This window comes from Sinomonas sp., assembly GCF_036848755.1.
GTDB lineage: Bacteria > Actinomycetota > Actinomycetes > Actinomycetales > Micrococcaceae > Sinomonas.
Window position 1 is genome coordinate 1 of sequence record NZ_DAIUJO010000070.1, and the last position, 20,558, is coordinate 20,558.

17 protein-coding genes and 1 pseudogene are annotated in these 20,558 nt (G+C 69.2%); 11 read left to right on the forward strand and 7 right to left on the reverse strand.

Features of this window, described 5'->3' with window-relative positions; translation table 11 throughout:
• The 3 genes and pseudogenes from V7053_RS12135 to hemL all read left to right on the forward strand — a co-directional run.
• Positions 1-510: pseudogene (locus V7053_RS12135) on the forward strand (porphobilinogen synthase); the annotation flags it as partial.
• 51 nt (positions 511-561) lie between these two features.
• Positions 562-1,620: an LLM class flavin-dependent oxidoreductase gene (locus V7053_RS12140; RefSeq protein WP_334172533.1), complete on the forward strand. Its 1,059-nt coding sequence runs from the start codon at positions 562-564 to the stop codon at positions 1,618-1,620.
• Between the two features lie 155 nt (positions 1,621-1,775).
• Complete coding sequence (hemL, locus tag V7053_RS12145; protein WP_443022612.1) at positions 1,776-3,149, forward strand: glutamate-1-semialdehyde 2,1-aminomutase; 1,374 nt, start codon at positions 1,776-1,778, stop codon at positions 3,147-3,149.
• 2 nt (positions 3,150-3,151) lie between these two features.
• Here the strand turns inward: hemL and V7053_RS12150 are convergent, their stop codons facing one another.
• Positions 3,152-3,796: a LysE family translocator gene (locus tag V7053_RS12150; RefSeq protein ID WP_334172534.1), complete on the reverse strand. Its 645-nt coding sequence runs from the start codon at positions 3,794-3,796 to the stop codon at positions 3,152-3,154.
• Positions 3,797-3,877: 81 nt separating this feature from the next.
• Between V7053_RS12150 and V7053_RS12155 the strand changes: the two genes are divergently transcribed.
• Positions 3,878-4,333: an Lrp/AsnC family transcriptional regulator gene (locus tag V7053_RS12155; protein ID WP_334172535.1), complete on the forward strand. Its 456-nt coding sequence runs from the start codon at positions 3,878-3,880 to the stop codon at positions 4,331-4,333.
• 120 nt (positions 4,334-4,453) lie between these two features.
• On the opposite strand, the gene V7053_RS12160 is transcribed toward V7053_RS12155, so the two are convergent.
• From V7053_RS12160 to V7053_RS12175, 4 genes are all read right to left on the reverse strand, one after another.
• Positions 4,454-5,197, reverse strand: a complete 744-nt coding sequence (locus V7053_RS12160) for an amino acid ABC transporter ATP-binding protein (RefSeq protein WP_334172536.1) — start codon at positions 5,195-5,197, stop codon at positions 4,454-4,456.
• Positions 5,190-5,954 (reverse strand): amino acid ABC transporter permease, encoded by a 765-nt coding sequence (locus V7053_RS12165; RefSeq protein WP_334172537.1) that lies wholly within the window; start codon positions 5,952-5,954, stop codon positions 5,190-5,192. Before V7053_RS12165 ends, V7053_RS12160 begins: the two co-directional genes overlap by 8 nt.
• A 14-nt stretch (positions 5,955-5,968) precedes the next feature.
• Positions 5,969-6,919 carry an ABC transporter substrate-binding protein gene (locus tag V7053_RS12170; RefSeq protein ID WP_334172538.1) on the reverse strand — a complete coding sequence of 317 codons (951 nt, stop codon included), beginning with the start codon at positions 6,917-6,919 and terminating at the stop codon, positions 5,969-5,971.
• A 327-nt stretch (positions 6,920-7,246) separates the two neighbouring features.
• Positions 7,247-7,954 carry a 3'-5' exonuclease gene (locus V7053_RS12175; protein WP_334172539.1) on the reverse strand — a complete coding sequence of 236 codons (708 nt, stop codon included), beginning with the start codon at positions 7,952-7,954 and terminating at the stop codon, positions 7,247-7,249.
• Positions 7,955-8,022: 68 nt separating this feature from the next.
• Between V7053_RS12175 and V7053_RS12180 the strand changes: the two genes are divergently transcribed.
• Genes V7053_RS12180 through V7053_RS12190 form a run of 3 tightly spaced genes read left to right on the forward strand, consistent with a single transcriptional unit; the run spans position 8,023 to position 15,028 of the window.
• A complete protein-coding gene (locus tag V7053_RS12180) occupies positions 8,023-8,433 on the forward strand; it encodes an MGMT family protein (RefSeq protein ID WP_334172540.1) in 411 nt (136 codons plus the stop codon).
• Entirely contained in the window at positions 8,430-11,594 is a 3,165-nt protein-coding gene (locus tag V7053_RS12185; protein ID WP_334172541.1) for an ATP-dependent helicase, read from the forward strand. Before V7053_RS12180 ends, V7053_RS12185 begins: the two co-directional genes overlap by 4 nt.
• Complete coding sequence (locus V7053_RS12190; RefSeq protein WP_334172542.1) at positions 11,591-15,028, forward strand: ATP-dependent DNA helicase; 3,438 nt, start codon at positions 11,591-11,593, stop codon at positions 15,026-15,028. Before V7053_RS12185 ends, V7053_RS12190 begins: the two co-directional genes overlap by 4 nt.
• On the opposite strand, the gene V7053_RS12195 is transcribed toward V7053_RS12190, so the two are convergent.
• Entirely contained in the window at positions 15,006-16,160 is a 1,155-nt protein-coding gene (locus V7053_RS12195; protein WP_334172543.1) for a phosphotransferase, read from the reverse strand. The genes V7053_RS12190 and V7053_RS12195 overlap by 23 nt on opposite strands.
• A 125-nt stretch (positions 16,161-16,285) precedes the next feature.
• Here V7053_RS12195 and nudC point away from each other — a divergent pair, with 125 nt between their 5' ends.
• From nudC to V7053_RS12215, 4 genes are read left to right on the forward strand one after another with little or no spacing between them, the layout of a single operon-like run.
• Complete coding sequence (gene nudC, locus V7053_RS12200) at positions 16,286-17,428, forward strand: NAD(+) diphosphatase (RefSeq protein WP_334172544.1); 1,143 nt, start codon at positions 16,286-16,288, stop codon at positions 17,426-17,428.
• Entirely contained in the window at positions 17,425-19,536 is a 2,112-nt protein-coding gene (locus tag V7053_RS12205; protein ID WP_334172545.1) for an ATP-dependent DNA helicase UvrD2, read from the forward strand. The genes nudC and V7053_RS12205 overlap by 4 nt, the downstream gene beginning before the upstream one ends.
• Entirely contained in the window at positions 19,526-20,098 is a 573-nt protein-coding gene (locus V7053_RS12210; protein WP_334172546.1) for a M48 metallopeptidase family protein, read from the forward strand. The genes V7053_RS12205 and V7053_RS12210 overlap by 11 nt, the downstream gene beginning before the upstream one ends.
• 10 nt (positions 20,099-20,108) lie before the next feature.
• Complete coding sequence (locus V7053_RS12215; RefSeq protein WP_334172547.1) at positions 20,109-20,309, forward strand: hypothetical protein; 201 nt, start codon at positions 20,109-20,111, stop codon at positions 20,307-20,309.
• 43 nt (positions 20,310-20,352) lie between these two features.
• On the opposite strand, the gene V7053_RS12220 is transcribed toward V7053_RS12215, so the two are convergent.
• Positions 20,353-20,558, reverse strand: a 206-nt coding sequence (locus V7053_RS12220; protein ID WP_443022613.1) for a hypothetical protein, incomplete at its 5' end; no start/stop codon positions are given.

Consider the following 20,558-nt stretch of genomic DNA (forward strand, 5'->3'; position numbering starts at 1 on the left):
GAGGCAGGCGCGCATGTTCTCGGCCCCAGCGGGATGATGGACGGCCAGGTCGGCGTCATCCGGCAAGCGCTCGACGACGCCGGGCACCAGGACGTCTCGATCGTTGCGTACGCGGCGAAGTACGCTTCGGCGTTCTACGGACCGTTCCGTGAGGCTGTGGATTCGCAGCTCAAGGGCGATCGCCGGACCTACCAGATGGACGCCGCCAACCGGCGCGAGGCGATTCTCGAGGTCGAGCTCGATCTCGAGGAGGGCGCGGACATGATCATGGTCAAGCCCGCGATGAGCTATCTCGATGTTCTCGCCGACGTGGCGTCGATGAGCCCCGTTCCGGTCGCGGCGTACCAGATCTCGGGCGAATACGCGATGATCGAGGCGGCCGCCGCGAACGGCTGGATCGATCGCAAGGCATCGATCCTCGAATCCGTGCTCGGCATCCGTCGCGCGGGTGCCAACATGGTCTTGACGTACTGGGCGCCCGAGATCGCCCGCTGGCTGCGCGAAGGGTAGTCCGGTCCGGTCGGCGGGTCCGGGAATGATCCTGCCGAGGAGGCGGTTTACATGCATATGCATGGAAATAGCGAATGGTCGTCCTCCGTCCTCCTCGGCGTCAACACGTTCGGCGATGTGGGCCTGGGGCCCGAGGGAGAGCCGAAGCCCCACGCTCAGGTGATCCGCGAGGTCGTCGAGGAGGGGAAGCTCGCAGACCAAGTCGGCCTCCACGCCTTCGGCGTCGGCGAGCACCACCGCAAGGACTTCGCCGTCTCGGCGCCCGAGGTGCTCCTCGCCGCAATCGCAGCCGAAACCGGAAAGATCCGCCTCGCCTCGGCCGTCACCGTGCTCTCCTCCGACGATCCAGTCCGGGTGTTCCAGCGCTTCTCGACGCTCGACGCCATTTCGCGCGGCCGCGCGGAGGTCATCCTCGGGCGGGGCTCGTTCATCGAGTCCTTCCCGCTCTTCGGCTTCGACCTCGAGGACTACGAGGTGCTCTTCGAGGAGAAGCTCGAGCTCTTCGACCGGGTGCGGTCCCAGAAGCCTGTCCACTGGGAGGGCCGCACCCGCGGGCCGATCCGAGGGCTCACGGCATACCCGCATCTCGAGGAGGGGCTCCTCGACACCTGGATCGGCGTCGGCGGCACGCCGCAGTCCGTGGTGCGCGCGGCCCACTATGGCTATCCGGTGAGCTTTGCGATCATCGGCGGCGAGCCCGCCCGCTTTGCGCCGTTCGTCGACCTCTACAAGCGGTCCCTCGAGAAGTTCGGCAAGCCGTACACACAGCTCGCCACGCATTCGCCGGGGCACGTGGCGGACAGTGACGAACAAGCCCGGGAGGAACTGTTTCCCCATTGGCTCGCGATGCGCAACCGACTCGGCGTGGAGCGCGGTTGGGGCCCCGGCAGCCGTACCGAGTTCAATGCCCAGGCCTCCCGTTCCGGTGCGCTGTACGTGGGTTCTCCGGACACCGTTGCACGGAAGATCGCTGCGACGCATCGCGTCCTGGGGACCGAGCGGTTCGACCTCAAGTACTCGAACGGGACTCTGCCCCACAGCGCGATGATGAAGAGCATCGAGCTCTTGGGGACCAAGGTGGCGCCCCTCGTTGCCGACATGCTTGCGTAGGCCTCGCCCCCTTTCGCGCTCCAGCCCGTTTCTCGGCCGGTTTACTCCGTGTCGTCGCCGCCGCGCCGAGCTCCGGACCGATTGGGAAATCACAACCGGGCGGGAAGGGGCGGGCGGCGCAGCCCCGATCCGGTGAATAGGGAAGAATGAGGCCTATGACCACCTCCGAGGACCTCTACAGCCGCGCCCGCTCGCTCATGCCGGGAGGGGTGAACTCTCCCGTCCGAGCCTTCGGTTCCGTCGGCGGGACGCCGCGCTTCATCGTGTCCGCGAACGGCGCCTACGTGACGGATGCCGACGGGCGCGAGTACGCAGACCTGGTCTGCTCGTGGGGCCCTGCCCTGTTGGGCCACGCCGTCCCGGAGGTCCTCGCCGCGGTGCACGCGGCGGTCGACCGCGGCCTCTCGTTCGGCGCGTCGACCCCCGACGAAGCGGCGCTCGCGGAGCTCGTCATCGGGCGAGTACCGGCGGTCGAACGGCTCCGGATGGTCTCGACCGGCACCGAGGCGACCATGACGGCGATCCGTCTCGCCCGCGGCTTCACTCGCCGGGACCTCGTCGTGAAGTTCGCCGGCTGCTATCACGGGCACGTCGACGGACTGCTCGCGTCGGCGGGCTCCGGCGTCGCCACTCTCGCACTCCCGGGTTCGGCGGGAGTCACGGCCGCAACCGCGGCCGAGACGCTCGTCCTGCCCTACAACGATCTGGCGGCCGTCGAGGCCGCGTTCGCGGAGCACGGCGCGCGCATCGCCGCCGTGATCACTGAATCAGCGCCCGCGAACATGGGTGTCGTGACGCCGGGAGAGGGTTTCAACGCGGGACTTCGTCGGATCACCGAGGAGCACGGCGCCCTCTTCATCGTCGACGAGGTGCTCACGGGCTTCCGGGTCGGCCCCGCAGGCTATTGGGGGCTCACTGGCCAGACCGAGGGCTGGGCGCCCGACCTGTTCACGTTCGGCAAGGTGATCGGCGGGGGGATGCCCGTTGCTGCCCTCGGCGGGCGAGCGGAGGTCATGGACTACCTCGCGCCGCTCGGCCCCGTGTACCAGGCGGGTACTCTTTCGGGGAACCCGGTGGCCATGGCAGCCGGTATCGCGACCCTCTCGCTCGCAACCGACGACGTCTACGCGCACATCGACGCCCGCTCGGCTGAGCTCTCTGGGGCGCTCTCGGAGGCTCTGTCGGCCGAGGGCGTGGACCACTCGATCCAGCGTGCCGGGAACCTGTTCTCCGTAGCGTTCGGCACCTCCGAGCGCGGCGTGCACAATTACGCCGACGCGCAGGCCCAGGAGGCCTACCGTTATGGGCCGTTCTTCCACTCGATGCTCGATTCGGGCGTGTACCTGCCGCCGAGCGTCTTCGAGGCGTGGTTCCTCTCGGCCGCACACGACGCCGCCGCGATGCAGCGCATCTTCGACGCCCTGCCGGCCGCTGCCAAGGCTGCGGCTGCCGCGAAACCTGCGCCCGCGGAAGCCGACCTCCACCGCTCATCACAGGCCCAGTCGGACCCCTCGCTCACGGCGAACTGACCTCACACGGCGCGCGCGAGCACAGGCAGCTGCTCCGCGAGCAGGACGGCGCCGATTCCGAGCATGATGATCCCGCTCGCGAGCGTGACGAGTTGGGCGCGGCGCGGCGCGGCCCGCAGGAGGCGCCGCGCGGCCACAGCCACCAGGGCATAGACGACGACGGTGATCGTCACGTGGGTGAGCCCGAGCACTGCCGTTTGGAGCGGCACCGGCAGGGACGTCCCGCTGCGGACGAATTGAGGCATGACGGCCATGTAGAGCAGGAGGGCCTTGGGATTGATTCCACTGGTCCCGGCGCCTCGGAGGAAGTCACCGAGTGCCCCGCTGCGTCCTGGGAGGGCCGCTGGATCCGCCTGGTATCCGGCCGCCCGCCAGCCGCGCGCCGTCGTCATCCCGAGCCAGAGGAGGTACAGCGCCCCAGCGACCGAGAGCCACGCGACGAGCGACGGCCTTCCCGCCAGAAGTACCCCGAGACCCGTCGCGACGACCGCCGTGAGCCCGAGGTAGCCCGTGCAGAGGCCGGCGACGGATGGCGCGGGAGACCCTCCGCGGATCCCCGCGGCGATCGTGTAGGCCCAGTCCGCGCCAGGCGTGAGCGCCAAGGTGAGGGAGACGGCGGCGAAGCCGAGGAGCGCGGTGGAATCCATACCGCAAGACTAGGGATTTTGGTTTGAGAGGTGCTCACCTCTTCTCGCTCAAACCTCTGAGCCTTGGAGTAGATTCTTCTCATGATCGACGCAATCGACCGGAGTATCTTGCGATACCTCCAAGAGGACGGTCGAATGACCGCCACCGCCTTGGCCTCCGAGGTCGGCCTTACCCTGGCGCCGTGCCACCGCCGGCTCAAGGATCTCGAGTCGAGCGGCGTCATCCGCGGCTACCGTGCTGAGGTCGACCCCGCGAAAGTCGGCCTCGGTTTCGGAACCATGGTGTTCGCGACGCTCCGTGAGACGTCGCGGGACGCCATCCGGTCGTTCGAGGAGGCCGTGGTCGCAGAGCCGCAGGTCGTCGAGGCCTACCGGCTGTTCGGCGACCCCGACTACCTCCTGAAATGTGTCGCCGAGGACCTCCCCGGCTACCAGAGGCTCTACGACGAGCGGCTGGCAGCGCTGCCCGGTCTGGCGAAGCTCACGTCGACGATCGTCATGCGTGACCTGAAGGGCAGTGGAGGCCTTCCGCTGTAGCCGGGGCGAGCGCGTGGGGGCGGACGACGGCGGCACTCACGTGAGTGCCGCCGTCGTCCGTGCGACGGGAGGCCGAGCGCGCCGAGGTCGCGGCTCCGTCGCGGGCCTGGACCATGGATGTCAGAGAACGTCGCTCAGGAAGCGCTGGAGGCGGTCCGTCCGGGGCGAGCCGAAGATCTGCTCGGGTGCCCCGGTCTCGACGACGACCCCGCGGTCCATGAACGTCACCGTGTCGGAGACGTTCCGTGAGAAGCCCATCTCATGCGTGACCACGACCATCGTCATGCCCCCCTGCGCGAGATCGGCCATGAGCGCCAGGACGCCTTTGACCAGTTCGGGATCGAGCGCCGAGGTGGCCTCATCGAAGAACATGACCTCGGGCCTCATGGCGAGCGCGCGGGCGATCGCCACCCGCTGTTGCTGGCCTCCCGAGAGATTGCCGGGCCGCGCGTCTGCCTTGTGCTTGAGGCCCACGAGGTCGAGCTGATCCAAAGCCTCGGCCCGCGCCTGATCCTTCGGCAGCCTGCGGAGTCTGCGGAGGGCGAAGGCGACGTTCTCCACCACGGTCTTGTGCGGGAACAGGTTGAACTGCTGGAACACCATGCCGATACGCCGGCGCAGTTCGTCCGGGTTGTCCTTGAGCACCGACCTGCCGTCGAGCAGGATGTCTCCCTGGTCGGGCTCGATGAGCCGGTTCATCACGCGAAGGAGAGTCGACTTGCCGGATCCCGACGGCCCGATCACGGAGGCGGTGCGGCCCTTCTCGACGCGGAGGTCGATTCCGCGGAGGACGTGGTTCGATCCGAACGAGAGGTGAACGCCCTTTGCCTCGAGGGAGCCGGATGCGAAGTGGGTCTCAGACACGTGCAGCCCCCTTGCCGATCGGCGCAGCGAGTTCGTCCGGCTCGGCCTTCTGCGCCTTCCCAGTCCGCAGACGGCGGTCGAACCAGTTCACGAAGTGCGTCAACGGAATGGTCATTGCGAGATAGAACAGGGCGGCAGCCACGTACGGGGACAGGTTCCCCGTGTTGGCCGCAGTGTCCTGGCCTATCTGGAAGAGCTCGCGTTCGCCGGAGGTCAGCCCGAGAGTGAAGACGAGCGATGAGTCCTTGATGAGCGCAATGAGCTGGTTCACGAGGGCAGGCAGCACGCGGCGGACGCCCTGAGGCACCACGATCATCCGCATGGAGGGGCCGTAGCCGAAGCCGAGGGCCCGGGAGGCCTCAAGCTGGCCCTTGTCGACGCTCTGGATCCCGGAGCGGAAGATCTCGCCGATGTACGCCGAGGACATGAGGGACAACGCAGCTATTCCCATGGGATACGGGCTCGTGATCCCGGTGAGCTGGCGGAAGATCGGGCCGAAGCCCAAGCCGATCGCGAGGATGGTGAGAACCGCCGGGAGTCCACGGAAGACGTCCGTGTACACCCGGGCGGCCCACCGCGCCACAGGATTGCGCGAGATGCCCATCAGCGCGAGCACCATGCCGATGAAGCAGCCGATGGCCGCGGACACGACTGCGAGCACGAGCGTGTTCAACAGGCCCACCGTGAACATCGCGGGCAGGACGTCGCCGATGACCTTCCAGTCGAAGAAGGTCTCGCCGAGCTTGGACAGATCCATGTGGCGCCCGTCCTCTACTTGGCCGCTGGGACCTGGACGGCCTTGCTGCCCGGCTTCCAGCCGTCAGGAGTCTGCTCCTTGAGGGTGGGGCGGTCCGGGTACCACTGGGCCGTGAGCTTCGACCACGTACCGTCGGCGATCACCGCGTCGAGCGCCGAGTTGAGCGCATCGGTGAGGGCCTGGTTGCCCTTCGCCACCGCGTAGGCCGTGAAGTTCTGGGTGTTGACCTTCTTCTGGGCGATGGTCGTGCCGTCACCGGGCTTCACCGCGCCCTCGGCCTGCTGTGAGGGAGCCACCCAGGCGTCGATCTGGCCGCTCTTCACGTTCGCGTACACCGTGTTGTAGTCGGGGAAGCGGACCGGGTCGAGCTTGAGGGTGTTGGTCACGAAGTCGTCCTGCACCGTGCCCTGGACGACGCCGATGCGCACGCCCTGCTTGAGGTCGTCGAAGGTCTTGACCGAGGCGCCCTGCTTCGTGACGATCGCCATGTAGCCGAAGTCGTAGCCGTTCGTGAAGCTGACGGTCTGGCGGCGCGCGTCCGTCGTGGAGATCGAGGATGAACCCATATCGAACTGCTTGTTCGCGACCTGGGCGAGCAGGCTCTGGAACTTCGTCGAGGCGAACTCGACCTTGAGCCCGAGCTTGGCGGCCATGGCCTTGAGGAGTTCGTTGTCGTAGCCCGTGAAGTTGCCCTTGTCGTCGATGTAGATGTTCGGCGGGGCGTCCGAGAGGGTGCCGACCTTGATCACGCCGGGAGTGATGAGGCCGAGCTTCGACGTATCGATCTTGTCGAGCGGGGTCACCGAGGCGGTCGTGTACTTGTCGGTGGACTGCTGGTCCGAGCCCTTGAGGGCGTCCGTGGGCGAGCTGGACGCGCTCGTCGCGCCGCCGCAAGCGGCGAGGGTCAGGGCAAGCACTGCGGCCATGGGGGCGGCCGCGAGCCACTTGGGGGCCTTGAACTTCATGGGCCTTCGCTTTCATTTGGGAATGCAGGACGCGCGGAAACGGCCGTGTATAGCACGGCCACAGGCGCGTTGGGGGCTGCACACCATTATGTGCGGAGGCTGTGAAACATTCTTTTTCGGAACTTATTTCTAGAGCAGGCCCCCTTCCTCGAACAATCTTCGGCCATAGGGGGTCGGCGCCTCGACTCGGGCAGCTCCCTGCCTCGGCCTGCTGAATAGAAGCCAGCCCCGCCGCCACGTTCTGTCGTGAAATAGGGATGTGAGATCTGTCTCAGAGCTCGCACAACTGCGGCTCGGTCTGCAACATCCTCCGGCGAAGCTCGCGGCTCAGAACCCGCTCCGCGTCGCGTCGACGGGCGCGAGGACGGGCCAATCGCCCTCGACGACCGCGGCCGGCTTCGTCCGCCGAAGGTAGGCCTGAAAGTCCGCGGCCTGCGCGAGCGACCAGTCCACCTGGCTCCGATGGAGAGCCGTGGCCGGCTTGTCCAGCTCGGGGAACCTGACGGCCATCGCATCGAGCAGCTGGACCGCGGCGAGCGCGTCTGCGGCCGAGGTGTGCGCGTCGTCGAGCACCACTCCGTACTGTTCACACAGCGCACCGAGCGTCCGCTTGCCTTTGCGGAAACGCTCGACCTGCTTGTTGATGACGTACGGATCGAGGACCGGGAAGCGGGTTAGCTGCGGCAGTCCGTGGCGCGCACACTCGGCGGCCATGACAGTGAAGTCGTAGACAGCGTTGAACGCGACGACGGGGACCTCGTCGTCGAACAGCTTCTGGAGCACCGCGGAGATCTCTGCGACGACCTCGGCGGCAGGACGGCCTTCAGCCCGCGCACGCTCCGTCGTGACGCCATGCACTTGGGATGCCTCCGCGGGGATTTCCACGCCAGGGTCCGCGAGCCACTCGTGCGCGGATTGAACCGCCCCATCGGGGCCGAGCACGACGATGCTGGCCGTGACGATACGTGCCGCGCGGGCGTTGCGACCCGTCGTCTCGAGGTCGAAAGCGGCACGCGATCTGGTCTTCCACGTCATGTCCCACACGCTAACGGGGTGGTCCGACATTCCCGGATCAGGCACGCCGAGCACCTAGGCTGGGGACCATGCGGGACGAGTTTGTGGAGGCGGTGCTCGCCGTCGTCGAACTCGTTCCGGCCGGCTCCGTGCTGGCCTATGGAGACGTGGCGGAACTCCTGGGGGCCGGCGGCCCGCGTCAGGTGGGAAGTGTCATGTCCCATTTCGGCAGCCAGGTCGCGTGGTGGCGCATCATCAAGGCGAGCGGCGCCGCGCCCGAGGGGCACGAGGTCGAAGCGCTCGGCCATTATGTCGAGGAATCCACGCCGCTCCGAGGCACTCCCGGGCACGGGAACTGGCGTGTGGACATGCAGCGCGCGCGGTGGGCGCCGGACGACGGCGAGCTCGACTCAGTGGATGCAGTCGCCGAAGCGCTGTGGCAGCGCCTGCATCGCGAACCCCCAAGAATGTCGGACCCCGATGGTGGACTCCTCCCATGACGTTGCGCCTGCTTCCGCCTCTGAACCCGGCCGGATCTCGCGTCTGGTCCCCCTCCGAGGACCAGCACGCCGTGCTCGACCTCAGGCACGGCTCCGGACCGGTCCTCGTGTGGGGAGCACCGGGCACGGGCAAGAGCCGTGTCCTTGTCGAGGCCGCCGCGCTCCGCGTCGAAAGGGACGGCGTCGATCCCGCCCAGGTCCTCCTGCTCGCGCCGACGCGCGCTGCGTCCGCGCGTCTGCGCGACGGGTTCACCGCGCGGCTCAACCGGAGCCTCAGCGCGCCCCCCGCGCGCACCTGGCAGTCCTACGCGTTCGACCTGATCCGACGCGCGCGGGCCGAGGGTCGCCTCGAGTGGCTGCCTCGGACCCCGCGTCTGCTTTCGGGCGCGGAGCAGGACCTTGTTGTGAAGGAGCTGCTCGAGGGGCACCGCGCCATGGGCCGAGGTCCCCGGTGGCCCAAGTCCGTGCAGGGCGCCCTCGCAACCCGCGGCTTCCGGCAGGAGGTCCGAGAGCTGTTCGACCGGGTCACCGAGTACGGCACGACGGCGCAGGAGCTCGCCGAACTCGGGCGGCGACTCAAGCGTCCCGAGTGGGAGGCAGCGGCGGAACTCTACCGCGAGTACCGGGACGTGCTCGAGCTCCGAATGCCCGAAGCCTTCGATCCAGCCGGAATCATCACGTCCGCGCGACAGATCCTTCTCGACGATCCTGAGCTGCTCGAGGCCGAACGCAAGCGGCTCTCCCTGCTCGTCATCGATGACGTGCAGGAGTCGAACCCGGCTGTGCTCGAACTCCTTGCGGTCCTCGGCAGCGGGCGGGACGTCATCGCTGCCGCGGCGCCCGACGTCGTCGTGCAGGGCTTTCGGGGGGCGCGGCCGGATCTCGTGCCGAAGCTGCGAGACCTTCTGGGAGGGGTCACAGAAGTCGGGCTCACTACCTCTCATCGGCTGACTCCCGCCGTCGCGGAAGCCTGGCAGAACGTTGCTGCCCGCATCTCCGCCGTCCCCGGAGGCAGGGCGGCCCGGCGGCTCGACCACGCATCGCTCCTTGAACCCGCGAGCGCCGTCGAGGCCCACATCATGCCCTCTCCCCTCCACGAGCTTCGCTACCTCGCCCACCGGATCCAGGACGCGCGGCTGCTCGGTGGGGTTGGCTACGGAGACATGGCGGTCTTGGTGCGATCCGGCGCAAAGATGGCCCAAGTACAGCGATTCCTCGCCACCCAGGGGATCCCGGTGAAGGTTCCGGTCGCCGAAACCGCCGTGCGGGACGAGGCAGCTGTCCGGCCCCTCCTGACTGCCTACCGAGTGGTCTTGGACCCCACGGCGCTCACCGCAGAGGCCGCCGTCGAGCTCCTAGGGTCCCGGATCGGCGGAGCATCCGCCCTCGAGCTGCGCCGCCTGCGCCAATCACTGCGTCAGCTCGAGCTTTCGGCAGGCGGCGGCCGTGCGAGCGATGCACTCCTCGTCGAAGCGCTCGAGGCGCCGGGGGCCCTCGCCGAGCTCGGAGTGGAGGGGCAGGCTGCGCGCCGGATAGCGCGCATGCTCGAGCGGGGACGTGCCGCGGCGGCGGAGGCAGGAGCGACGGCGGAGACCGTGCTGTGGGCGCTCTGGGACGCCGCGGGGCTTTCCCAGCGCTGGTACAGCCTCGCTCTCGCCGGTGGCCCGGTCGGCCTGCGCGCCGACAGGGACCTGGACGCGCTCATGGCGCTCTTCCACACGGCAGAGCGGTACGTCGATCGACTGCCCGGCGCCTCGCCCGCCCAGTTCCTCGACTACCTCGTCGAGCAAGAGATCCCCATGGACACGCTCGCTCCGAGAGCCCAGGCGGAGGATGCCGTCGAGCTCCTTACGCCCGCCAGCGCTGCTGGCCGGGAGTGGCGGTTCGTGATGGTGGCGGGTCTGCAGGACGGCGTGTGGCCCAACAACCGCCTCCGCGGGGAGCTGCTCGGGAGCGCGACCTTCACAGACTGCCTCGAGGTGGGGCCGCTCGATGCGATGCTCGTGACGCCGCGCACGCGACTCCGCGACATCCGGTACGACGAGTTGCGCATGTTCTCGGCCGCGGTCTCGAGGGCCTCCGAGAGGCTCGTCTGCACGGGCGTGCGGTCCGAGGACGAGGTCCCGTCACCCTTCCTGGACCTCGTCGACCCACTCCCGGACGGGGTCACGCTGCGACCCTGCACGGACGTCCCCCGCACCCTCGGGTTGCGGCCGCTTGTCGCCGAGCTCCGGCAGGCCGCCGAGGCTGGCGGCCGGGACGCCCAACCAGCCGCCGAACTCCTCGCGAGGCTCGTGCTGGCGGGGGCCGCCGGGGCGCATCCTGAAGACTGGTATGGGCTCGCCCCGCTCACGAGCAGCGCGCCGGTCGTCCCTCAGGATCAGCCCATCCACGTCTCCCCGTCCAAGGTGGAGACGGCGACCAAGAATCCGCTGGACTGGTTCATCTCGGCCGCGGGTGGCGAGGCTGCCACCGATTTCGCTCGCAGTCTGGGCACTCTCGTACACTCGATCGCCCAAGAGAGACCCAACGGGACAGCCGAGGACTACGTTGCCGATCTTGAGCGCCGCTGGCCCACCCTCGGTCAACCCGCGACCTGGGAGGGACGCCGAGAGCACGAGCGGGCCACCGCGATGCTGACCAAGCTCGCGCAGTACGTGCGTTCGACAGAGCGCGAACTCGTCGGCATCGAGGCCGACTTCGAAGCCCCGCTGGCGCGGCTCAGCGGCTCCTCTGTGGCTGAGCGCACCGTGATTCGCGGCCAAGTGGACCGGCTTGAGCGCGATGAGGAAGGGCGGCTCGTCGTCGTCGACCTCAAGACAGGACGGAGCAAGCCCCGCACGGCCGACGTTCCGCGGCATGCGCAGCTCGCCACCTACCAGGTCGCCGTGGCCGCCGGCGCCTTCGGGGAGGGAACCGAGGGGGAGACGGGCGGCGCGGAACTCGTACAGCTGGGGGACGCAGCCAAGGCGGTCTCGATCCAGCAGCAGCCTCCGCTCGCCGAGCCGGGCTGGGCGGTCGAGCTCATCGAGCGAGCGGCGGAGGCGATGTCCGGCGCGACCTTTGAGGCACGCCATGAGCCCGGGGCCGGACGCGGCGTCGGATGCAGACTCCCGGAGATCTGTCCGCTGTGTTCGCGGGGAAGGCAGGTGACGGAATGACCATCGACCTCGATGAGCTCCCGGGCGCTGCGGAGCCGGTCCAAGGTTCCGACAGCACGGAGCCGCGGTTCTCTCCGGAGGAACTCGCGGACCTTCTGGGCCAGCATCGGCCGACCGAGCAGCAGGCCCAGATCATCTCATCGCCGTTGACGCCGAGACTCGTCGTCGCCGGGGCGGGATCCGGGAAGACCGCCACGATGGCGGATCGGGTCGTGTGGCTCGTCGCGAACGGTCTCGTCCGGCCCGACGAGATCCTCGGCGTCACCTTCACCAGGAAGGCAGCCGGCGAACTGTCTGCTCGGGTCCGCGCACACCTGGCCAAGCTTGCCCGCGCCGCCCGGCACCATGGCCTTGAGCTGGCACCGGAGGCGCTTGACTCCGAGGCGATGGACCCGACCGTGTCGACCTACCATTCGTTCGCCAATACCGTGGTGCAAGACCATGGCCTGCGAATCGGAATCGAACGGGACGCCGTGCTGCTGGGGACCGCGCAGTCTTGGCAGCTCGCAGCGAGTGTCGTGGAAGGATACGACGGCGAGATCTGGGAAGGCTTCCCCGCGAAGAGCACTCTCGTGGGCGCGGTCATGAAGCTCGCCTCAGAATGCGCCGAGCACCTGCAGGAGGCCGAGGAGGTCGCGGCGTGGCTCGCCGAGGAGGCTTCCCGCCTCGCGAGCCTCCCACTCGCTTGCTCCGGGAGCGGTCGCGGACCCGGCGCGGCAGCGGCCAAGCTCGTCTCGACGCTGCGGTCGCGCGCGGCAGTCGCCGACCTCGTGGTGCGCTTCGCCGAAGCGAAGCGGCGGCGGGGCGCCCTCGACTACGGTGACCTGGTGGCCCTCGCGGCACGGATCGCCCGGGACGTCCCCGAGGCGGGGGCCCTCCTGCGCGATCGGTACCGCACAGTGCTCCTCGACGAGTTCCAGGACACCTCACACGCGCAGACCGTGCTCTTCTCGAAGCTCTTCGGGAACGGGCATGCGGTCATGGCCGTTGGCGACCCGAATCAGTCGATCTACGGCTTCCGCGGCGCCTCCGCCGGCCAACTCGCGGCATTCCCCGAGACCTTCCCCGAGGTCTTGCGCGATGGGCAGCGGAGGCGGGCTGCGATCAGCCACCTGACGACGGCGTGGCGTAACAGCGTCTCGGTGCTCGCCACGGCCAACCTTGCCGCTGGGCCGCTTCGCGGGACTGTCCCGTACGCGCCGAAGGCGGCCCGCGCCGAGGTGCGGAGCCTTGATCCGAGCCCAGTCGCCACCCCGGGACGGGTGGTGGTGGCGCGCTTCCGCGACGAGCTCGAGGAGGCGGCAGCCGTCGCAGAACAGCTCGCAGCCTTCGCGGCGACGTATGCAGAGGCGCCAGCGCGGGCGCAGACTCTCCCGACGATGGCCGTCCTCTGCAGGAAGCGCGCTCAGTTCGGCCCGATCCAGCGCGAGCTGGAGCGCCGCGGGGTCTCCTACGAAGTCGTCGGTCTGGGCGGACTGCTCGACACGCCGGAGGTGATCGACGTGGTCAGTACCCTGCGCGTCATCGCCGATCCGGGTCGGTCCGACGCGCTCATGCGACTTCTCGCCGGCGCCCGGTGGCGGGTCGGTCCGGCAGATCTCATGGCCCTCGCCGATTGGTCGCGGCACCTTGCGGCCCGGCGGGCGCGCGCGGCACGTCCCGCAGACCAGGAGCTTGACGCGCCGGGCACGGTCGAGGAAGCGCTCGTTGAGGGCGACCTCGCCGATGCCGCCAGCCTCGTCGAGGCCATCGATCGTCTGCCCCGGGAGGATTGGGTTTCTGGTGCAGGGCGCTCCCTCAGCGCGGAAGGGCTCAAGCGGCTCACTCGGCTCCGCGACGAGCTCCGGACGCTTCGGACGCTGACGTCTGACGATCTCGGGACGCTCATCGCTCAGGTTGAGCGGTCGCTCCTGCTCGACATCGAGCTTGCGGCCCGCCCGGGGGTCTCCCTTCACCAGGCCCGGCGCAACCTCGATGCCTTCCAGGAAGCGGCGGCCTCGTTCCTCGCCCAGTCGACCTCCTCGGAACTGCTCGCGTTCCTCGCATGGCTCGACGCGGCAGCCCAGGAGGAGTCGGGGCTGGACATGGCCCCGAGCGAGCCGGTTCCGGGCGCGATCCAGCTTCTGACCGTGCACGCCTCCAAAGGTCTCGAATGGGACGCGGTGGCAGTGGCCGGCCTCAACCACGGCGCGTTTCCGAGCGGTGGGAACGACCGCTGGACGAGCGGGGCAGAGGCCCTGCCGTGGCCGTTGCGGGGCGACCGGCATGAGCTTCCCCAATGGGACGCGGACCATCCGGACTTGAAAGGGTGCCTCGAGGCCGAGAAGGCCTTCGCGGAGGACGCGAGCGAGCACGCCGAGCGCGAGGAACGGAGACTTGCGTACGTCGCCTTCACGCGGGCTAAGGAGCTTCTCGTGGTCACGGGGTCGGCCTGGTCGGCGAGCCGGACGAAGCCCTCGGGACCGTCCGTGTTCCTGACGGAACTCCGCGAGGCTTCTGCAGACTACGGGTTCGAAGTCGTTGCCTGGGCTGAGGAGAGTGATCTACCTGAAGAGAACCCGCTCCATGCCGAGCCCGAGGTCGCCGTCTGGCCGTACGACCCGCTCGAAGGTCCGCTCGACGTCGCGACCGGGACGCGACGGAGGCTCTCACCTGGCCGGCGCGAACCCCTCGAACGAGCCGCGGGCGCCGTGCTTGCCGCCCTCCACACTGCCCGCGCTGACGCTCCAGGCGAAGACGCCGCTGCGGCCTACGGGATGACACCGCGCGCGCGTCGTTGGCTGCGGGAGGCGGAGCTCGTCCTCGCCGAGGGGGAGCGAGAAGCCGACGACGACGGGGTCCGCCTTCCCGAGCACCTCTCGGCGTCATCACTTGTAGCGCTGGGCGAAGACCCCGACGCCGTCGTCCGCCAGCTTCGCCGACCCGTGCCCCGTCGGCCTGGGATGGCCGCCCGCCGCGGCACGGCCTTCCACGCATGGGTCGAGGAGTACTTCGCGCAGAGCGCCATGCTCGACCTCGAAGGGCTCGATCACGCAGACGAGTTCGTCGACGAGGCATATGATCTGCAGTCACTCGTCGACGTCTTCCGCGCCTCCGAATGGGCCCATCGGAGCCCCACCTTCGTCGAAGTCCCGATCGAAACGCGGGTGGGGCCGGTCGTCGTCCGTGGCCGCGTCGACGCGGTCTTCCGCGACGCGGACGGTTCGTGGGAGCTCGTCGACTGGAAGACCGGACGGGCGCCCGCCGGTCGGGAGGCCGAGGCCCGAGCGGTACAGCTGGCCGTCTATCGGCTCGCGTGGTCCCGGCTGCAGGGCGTCCCCCTCGACCGGGTGAACGCCGCGTTCTTCTATCTGGCCGACGGCCGGGTGGTACGCCCCCAGAAGCTCGCGAGCGAGCAGGAGCTCGAGCGGCTCATCGCGTCGGTTCTGACCTGACCTCGGTTCCGCTGTCTCCAAGGTCCGCGGGGTCCACCACGGGGAGGGCGTCGGTGAGCGGCTCGGGCTCGGCATGCGGCTCATGCGAAGGCTCAACCGATGGAGGCAGGACGATGGGCACGGCGGAGGTGACGGCTTCGGGTTCCGCTGCTCGGGAGGGTTCCCCCGTCGAAGCCCCGGCCGTCTCCGCCGAGGACTCAGCGGCGCGATCCTCGGCCTCCTGTTCCTCGATGTCGGCCGCGAGCTGACGGAGCATATCCTCGCCGTCGGCCGCAGCTTGAGAGTCGTGGAGCATGAGGGCCTTCACGAGGTACTGGGCGAGGGCGAACTCTGCGGCCAGCGCCGCGCGGCGCAGGAGATGCGGATCGACGGGTTCCTTGCGCGCCTCGTGGTATGCGGCGACAACTGCGTCCACGAAGTCCGGCTCGTTCGAGGCTACGAGCCAGGCGAGATCGTCGGCCGGGTCGCCCACCCGGAGGTCGGTCCACCCGGTTACGGCCGTCACGCGGCCGTCGTCAACCAGGAGATTGTCCTCGTGGAGGTCTCCGTGGACGACCGTCGGATTGAACCGCCACATGCTCACGTCTTCGAGTGCGTTCTCCCACCGGCGCAGGAGCACGGGCGGGATCTTCCCGGTCGTCGCCGCTTGGTCGAGCTCGTTGAGCCGGCGCTGGCGGAACTCGTTCGCTGTGTAGGCCGGGAGGTCGGCCCGGTCGACGAGCTCGGCGGGGAGCGCGTGGATTGCTGCGAGCGCTGCCCCGAGGTCGCTGACGAGTCGGGGGCCGCCGGCGGCCAGCTCTCCGAGTTCCCGGACGGTCCCGGCAAGGTGGGTGTAGACGCACGTCGTGAGTTCGCCCATACGGACCGTTCCCGCAATGGCCGGCATCTGGAAGGGCAGCTCGGCACGGACGGCGGGGCCGAACGCCCGCAGGACGAGCATCTCGGTCTCGAGGCGTGCGCTCGCCTCGGCGCCGCGCGGGGAACGGACACGCCAGCGCCGGCGGTCCGCGCCTTCGATAAGGGCCGAATCGAAGTCCGTCGCGTCATCTGGCGACGGGCCGACCGCCACGGGCTCGAGGCCTGGCACAGCAGCGGTCGCGAGGGCAGCCAGCTCCATGGGGGTACGTCTCACCCTGTTTACGGTAGCCCGCGCAGGCGGGCGGATCACGGCCCCGAGCGGCGTGTCACGTGTCCGTTTCGTCCACATGAGGCCATGAGCGGCATGCGACTGTCCGTGAGGCTCAGTACGGTAGGACTATGACCTCAGGCTCCGCCTCCCCCCGTTCGAGCTCGAACTCCACCTCAGGCTCCGCCGCTTCCGTCGATCCCACCTCCCGCGGTCCCTACGGCGGGAGCAGGGCGAACGGTGAGGGCCCGGTGGCTGGAGCCCTCTCGTCTGCGCTTCTGCCGGTCCTGCCCGCCGCCCTCGACCGACGGAGCGAGGATCGCGGCGACCCGGCCTTCCTCGGCTCGATCGTGCGCGAGCAGGGGACTCTTGCGCTGCTGCTCGCGCAGCATCGTGCCGCGATGGAGGGGGAGAGGCTGGTCCTTCTTCCGGCAGCCGAGCTCCCGGCGGAGTGGCTCGAGGGACTCGTGGTGTACTTGGGCCGCGTGCCCGATGAGGCGCGGCTCGGGGACGATGGAGAAACAGCGCTCGAGAGGGGCGCTGACGTCGTCCTCGTCGTGCTGCCCGAGCCCATCGAACCGATCGCGGGCGTCATGTCCGAACCAGCGACGGAGGGCGCGGGCCTGCTCCCTCAGGCCACGCAATGGTCGGGCTTTCGAGAGGTCGGCGCCGCCATGCATCCCTTCGAGGCCGGCCTCCTGCTCGAAGCGAACGCGATCGCCAACTGGCACGTGACCCATCCGCGGTGTCCGCGCTGCGGAGCGCCCACGGAAGTGGTCACGAGCGGGTGGGTGCGTGTCTGCACGGAAGACGGCTCCGAGCACTTCCCGCGGACGGACCCGGCCATCATCGTCACTGTCGTGGGGCCCGACGAGCGGGTGCTCTTGGGTCGCGGCGCTCGCATGCGGTCCACCATGTTCTCGACCCTTGCCGGCTTCGTCGAACCGGGGGAGTCCCTCGAGCAGGCCGTCGTCCGCGAGATCGCGGAAGAGGTGGGCGTCCGGGTCTCCGCGTGCCAGTACCTCGGTTCCCAGCCGTGGCCGTTCCCTGCATCCCTCATGCTCGGCTTCACTGCCCGGACGGAGGATACCGTGGCGAGGCCGGATGGAGAGGAGGTCGTCCGGGCACGCTGGTTCGAGCGCGAGGAACTTCGTGCTGCCGTTGCGGCCGGCGAGGTCACCCTCCCGACGCGCGCGTCGATCTCGCGTGCCCTGATCGAGCACTGGTACGGGGGCCCGATCGAGGATCGGGACCCCGAGCAGGCCAGAGCATGACGACGGAGGCCCAGTCCCTCGAGGATCGCCTTCTCGGCGGCCTCGACGACGAGCAGCGCACGGTCGCCACAACGCTTCAGGGATCCCTCTGCGTCCTCGCAGGCGCGGGCACGGGCAAGACGCGTGCGATCACGCACAGAATTGCCTACGGCGTCCACGCGGGCGTCTACCAGCCACAGCGCCTGCTCGCCGTGACCTTCACCTCGCGTGCTGCTGCAGAGATGCGGAGCCGCCTGCGCGACCTGGGCGTCGGTGGAGTTCAGGCACGCACGTTTCACGCCGCCGCGCTGCGCCAGCTCCAGTACTTCTGGCCCCATGCGGTAGGGGGGCAGCTCCCCGGCCTGCTCGAGCACAAGGCGCAGGCGATCGCGGAGGCGGCCCGGCGACTCCGCATCACCGTGGACCGTGCCGCGATCCGCGACCTCGCGTCGGAGCTCGAATGGGCAAAGGTCTCAATGCTCACGCCGTCCACCTACCTGCAGGGGGCGAACGGCCGAGGTGAGCCTGGGGGCCTGCCGCCGGCGACGGTGGCGCGCCTGTTCCAGGCCTACGAGGATGTCAAGATCGACAGGAATCTGATCGACTTCGAAGACGTCCTCCTCATCACTGTCGGGATTCTGCAGGAGGATCCGAAGGTCGCGGCGGAGGTCCGTGAGCAGTACCGGCATTTCGTGGTCGACGAGTACCAGGATGTGTCACCCCTGCAGCAGCGGCTTCTCGACCTGTGGCTCGGGGGCCGCGAGGAACTCTGCGTGGTCGGGGACGCGAGCCAGACCATCTATTCCTTCACCGGCGCAACGTCCGCCCATCTCCTCGAATTCGGTCAGCGATTCCCCGACGCAACGGTCGTGAAACTCGTGCGCGACTACCGATCCACGCCCCAGGTCGTGGCCCTCGCCAACAGCCTTCTGGGAGCGCGCCGCAGTGGCGGACCGGCGGCGGACCGGCTGTGGGCCGAGCCGCTCCAGCTCGTGGCCCAGCGACCGTCGGGGCCGCAGCCGGAGTTTGCCGAGTGCGCCGACGACGAGGCCGAGGCAACCGCGGTCGCCCAACGCATCGGCCACCTGGTCGCGGCAGGCACGGAACCGAAGGACATCGCTGTCCTGTTCCGCACGAACGGACAGTCCGAGGCGTTCGAGCAAGCGCTCACCGCGGGCGGGATCGGCTACCAGCTCCGCGGAGGCGAGCGGTTCTTCAACCGCCGGGAGGTCCGCGACGCGCTCCTCCAGCTCCGAGGCGCGGCAAGGACTCAGCCGACGGGCGTCCCCCTCGGCCAAGGCGTCCGTGACGTGCTCTCATCGCTCGGCTATGCCGAGACCGCGCCTTCCGGCAGCGGGGCGACGCGGGAGCGTTGGGAGTCGCTCTCGGCGCTCGTCTCGCTCGCGGACGAGCTCTCGGCGAGCCGCGGCGAATCGTTCGGCCTTGCCGAGTTCGTGATCGAGCTGCACGAGCGGTCCGCTGCCCAGCACGCGCCTGCCGTGCAGGGCGTCACGCTCGCCTCGTTGCACGCTGCCAAGGGCCTCGAGTGGGACGCCGTCTTCCTCGTGGGACTGAGCGAAGGGCTGGTCCCGATCTCATTCGCCGATACCCCTGTCACCGTGGACGAGGAGCGGCGCCTGCTCTACGTGGGGATCACGAGGGCGCGCGAGTTCCTCCATCTTTCCTGGTCGCTCTCGCGAACCCCGGGCGGCCGGGCACATCGACGCCCGTCGCGCTTCCTGGACGGCCTGCGGCCGGGGAGCATGCGCACGACGACGGCGGCTGCAGGCGGCGCCTCGGCTCGCCGTCGGCGCGAGTCCCGCGGGCCGGCCGTCTGCCGAGTGTGTGGCGGCGTGCTCGAATCAGGCGCCGAACGCAAGGTGGGACGCTGTGCCGACTGTCCGCCGTCGTATGACGAGGCCACGTTCGAGTCGCTGCGCGCTTGGCGCCTTGAGCAGGCTCGGGAGGCGGACGTGCCGGCGTTCGTCGTGTTCACGGATGCGACGCTCACGGCCATTGCCGAGGCGAGACCGGGGAGCCTGGAGGATCTCGCCAAGGTCGCAGGCGTAGGCAAGGCGAAGCTCGACCGGTACGGCGACGCGGTGTTGGAGCTGCTCCGTGGCGCCTGAGGTCCCCCAGCCGCTGGGGAGCTCCAACGGCTCCCCGCCGCCCGTCGAGGTGCGTCGCTCGGCGCGTCGCCGCAAGACCGTGAGCGCGTTCTGGGAGGGCGGAACCGCCGTCGTCGCCATTCCCGCGCGATTCACGAAGGCCGAGGAGAAGGCATGGGTCGAACGGATGGTGGACCGCCTTGAGCGGGACCGCTCAGGTCGAGGAGGCCCTCGCAGCGATCAGGAACTCGTGGCCCGCGCGGCCGAGCTCTCGGAGCTCTTCCTCGACGGCCGGGCGCGGCCCGAGACGGTGCGATGGGTGACGAACCAGTCGACTCGTTGGGGCTCGTGCACGCCGGGGGAGCGGAGCATCCGCCTCTCGCATCAACTCCAGGGAATGCCGCAGTGGGTCGTCGACTACGTGCTTGTGCACGAGCTCGCTCATCTTCTCGTCGCGGGGCACAACCCCAAATTCTGGTCCCTCGTCGAGCGCTATCCGCGGACGGCGGAGGCTAAGGCGTTCCTCTCCGGCGTCTCGTTCGCGGCCTCGCGAGGCCTTACGCCGGAGGGTCCCCCCGCCTAGAATCTGGGCCATGAGCCAGCTTCCAGCCGGGTACGCGAAGTATCTCGAGGGCCGCAGCAACGACTTCGTCGAGACCGTCCGACCGGTCCTGCTCCAGTCTGCAGCCGACGGGCTGCACGGGGTCAGGATCGTCGCGAACGAGCCCCACGCGCTGCAGGCGCTCGTCGACGACCGCATTCCCTTCGGGACGATCGTCGAGGACGTCGACTAGCCAAGTCGGCCTTTGCGAGTAGCCGGGGCGGTCTCGCCGAGCCTCAGGCGCCCGCTCGCGGCTCCCCGCCGTCGTCGTCCGTCCCGCCATCGTCGTCCGTTCCTTTGTGCCCGGAGCCGCTGTCGGACGGGTCGTCCTCGGGCTTTCCCGCAGCCTTCCCCTCGTTCAGCGAGTCGGCGTCGTCCTCGGGTGCATCGGAGGCCGTCTCGGGGGCCCCCTCCGAGGCCCCCTCCGTCGGGTGGTCGAATC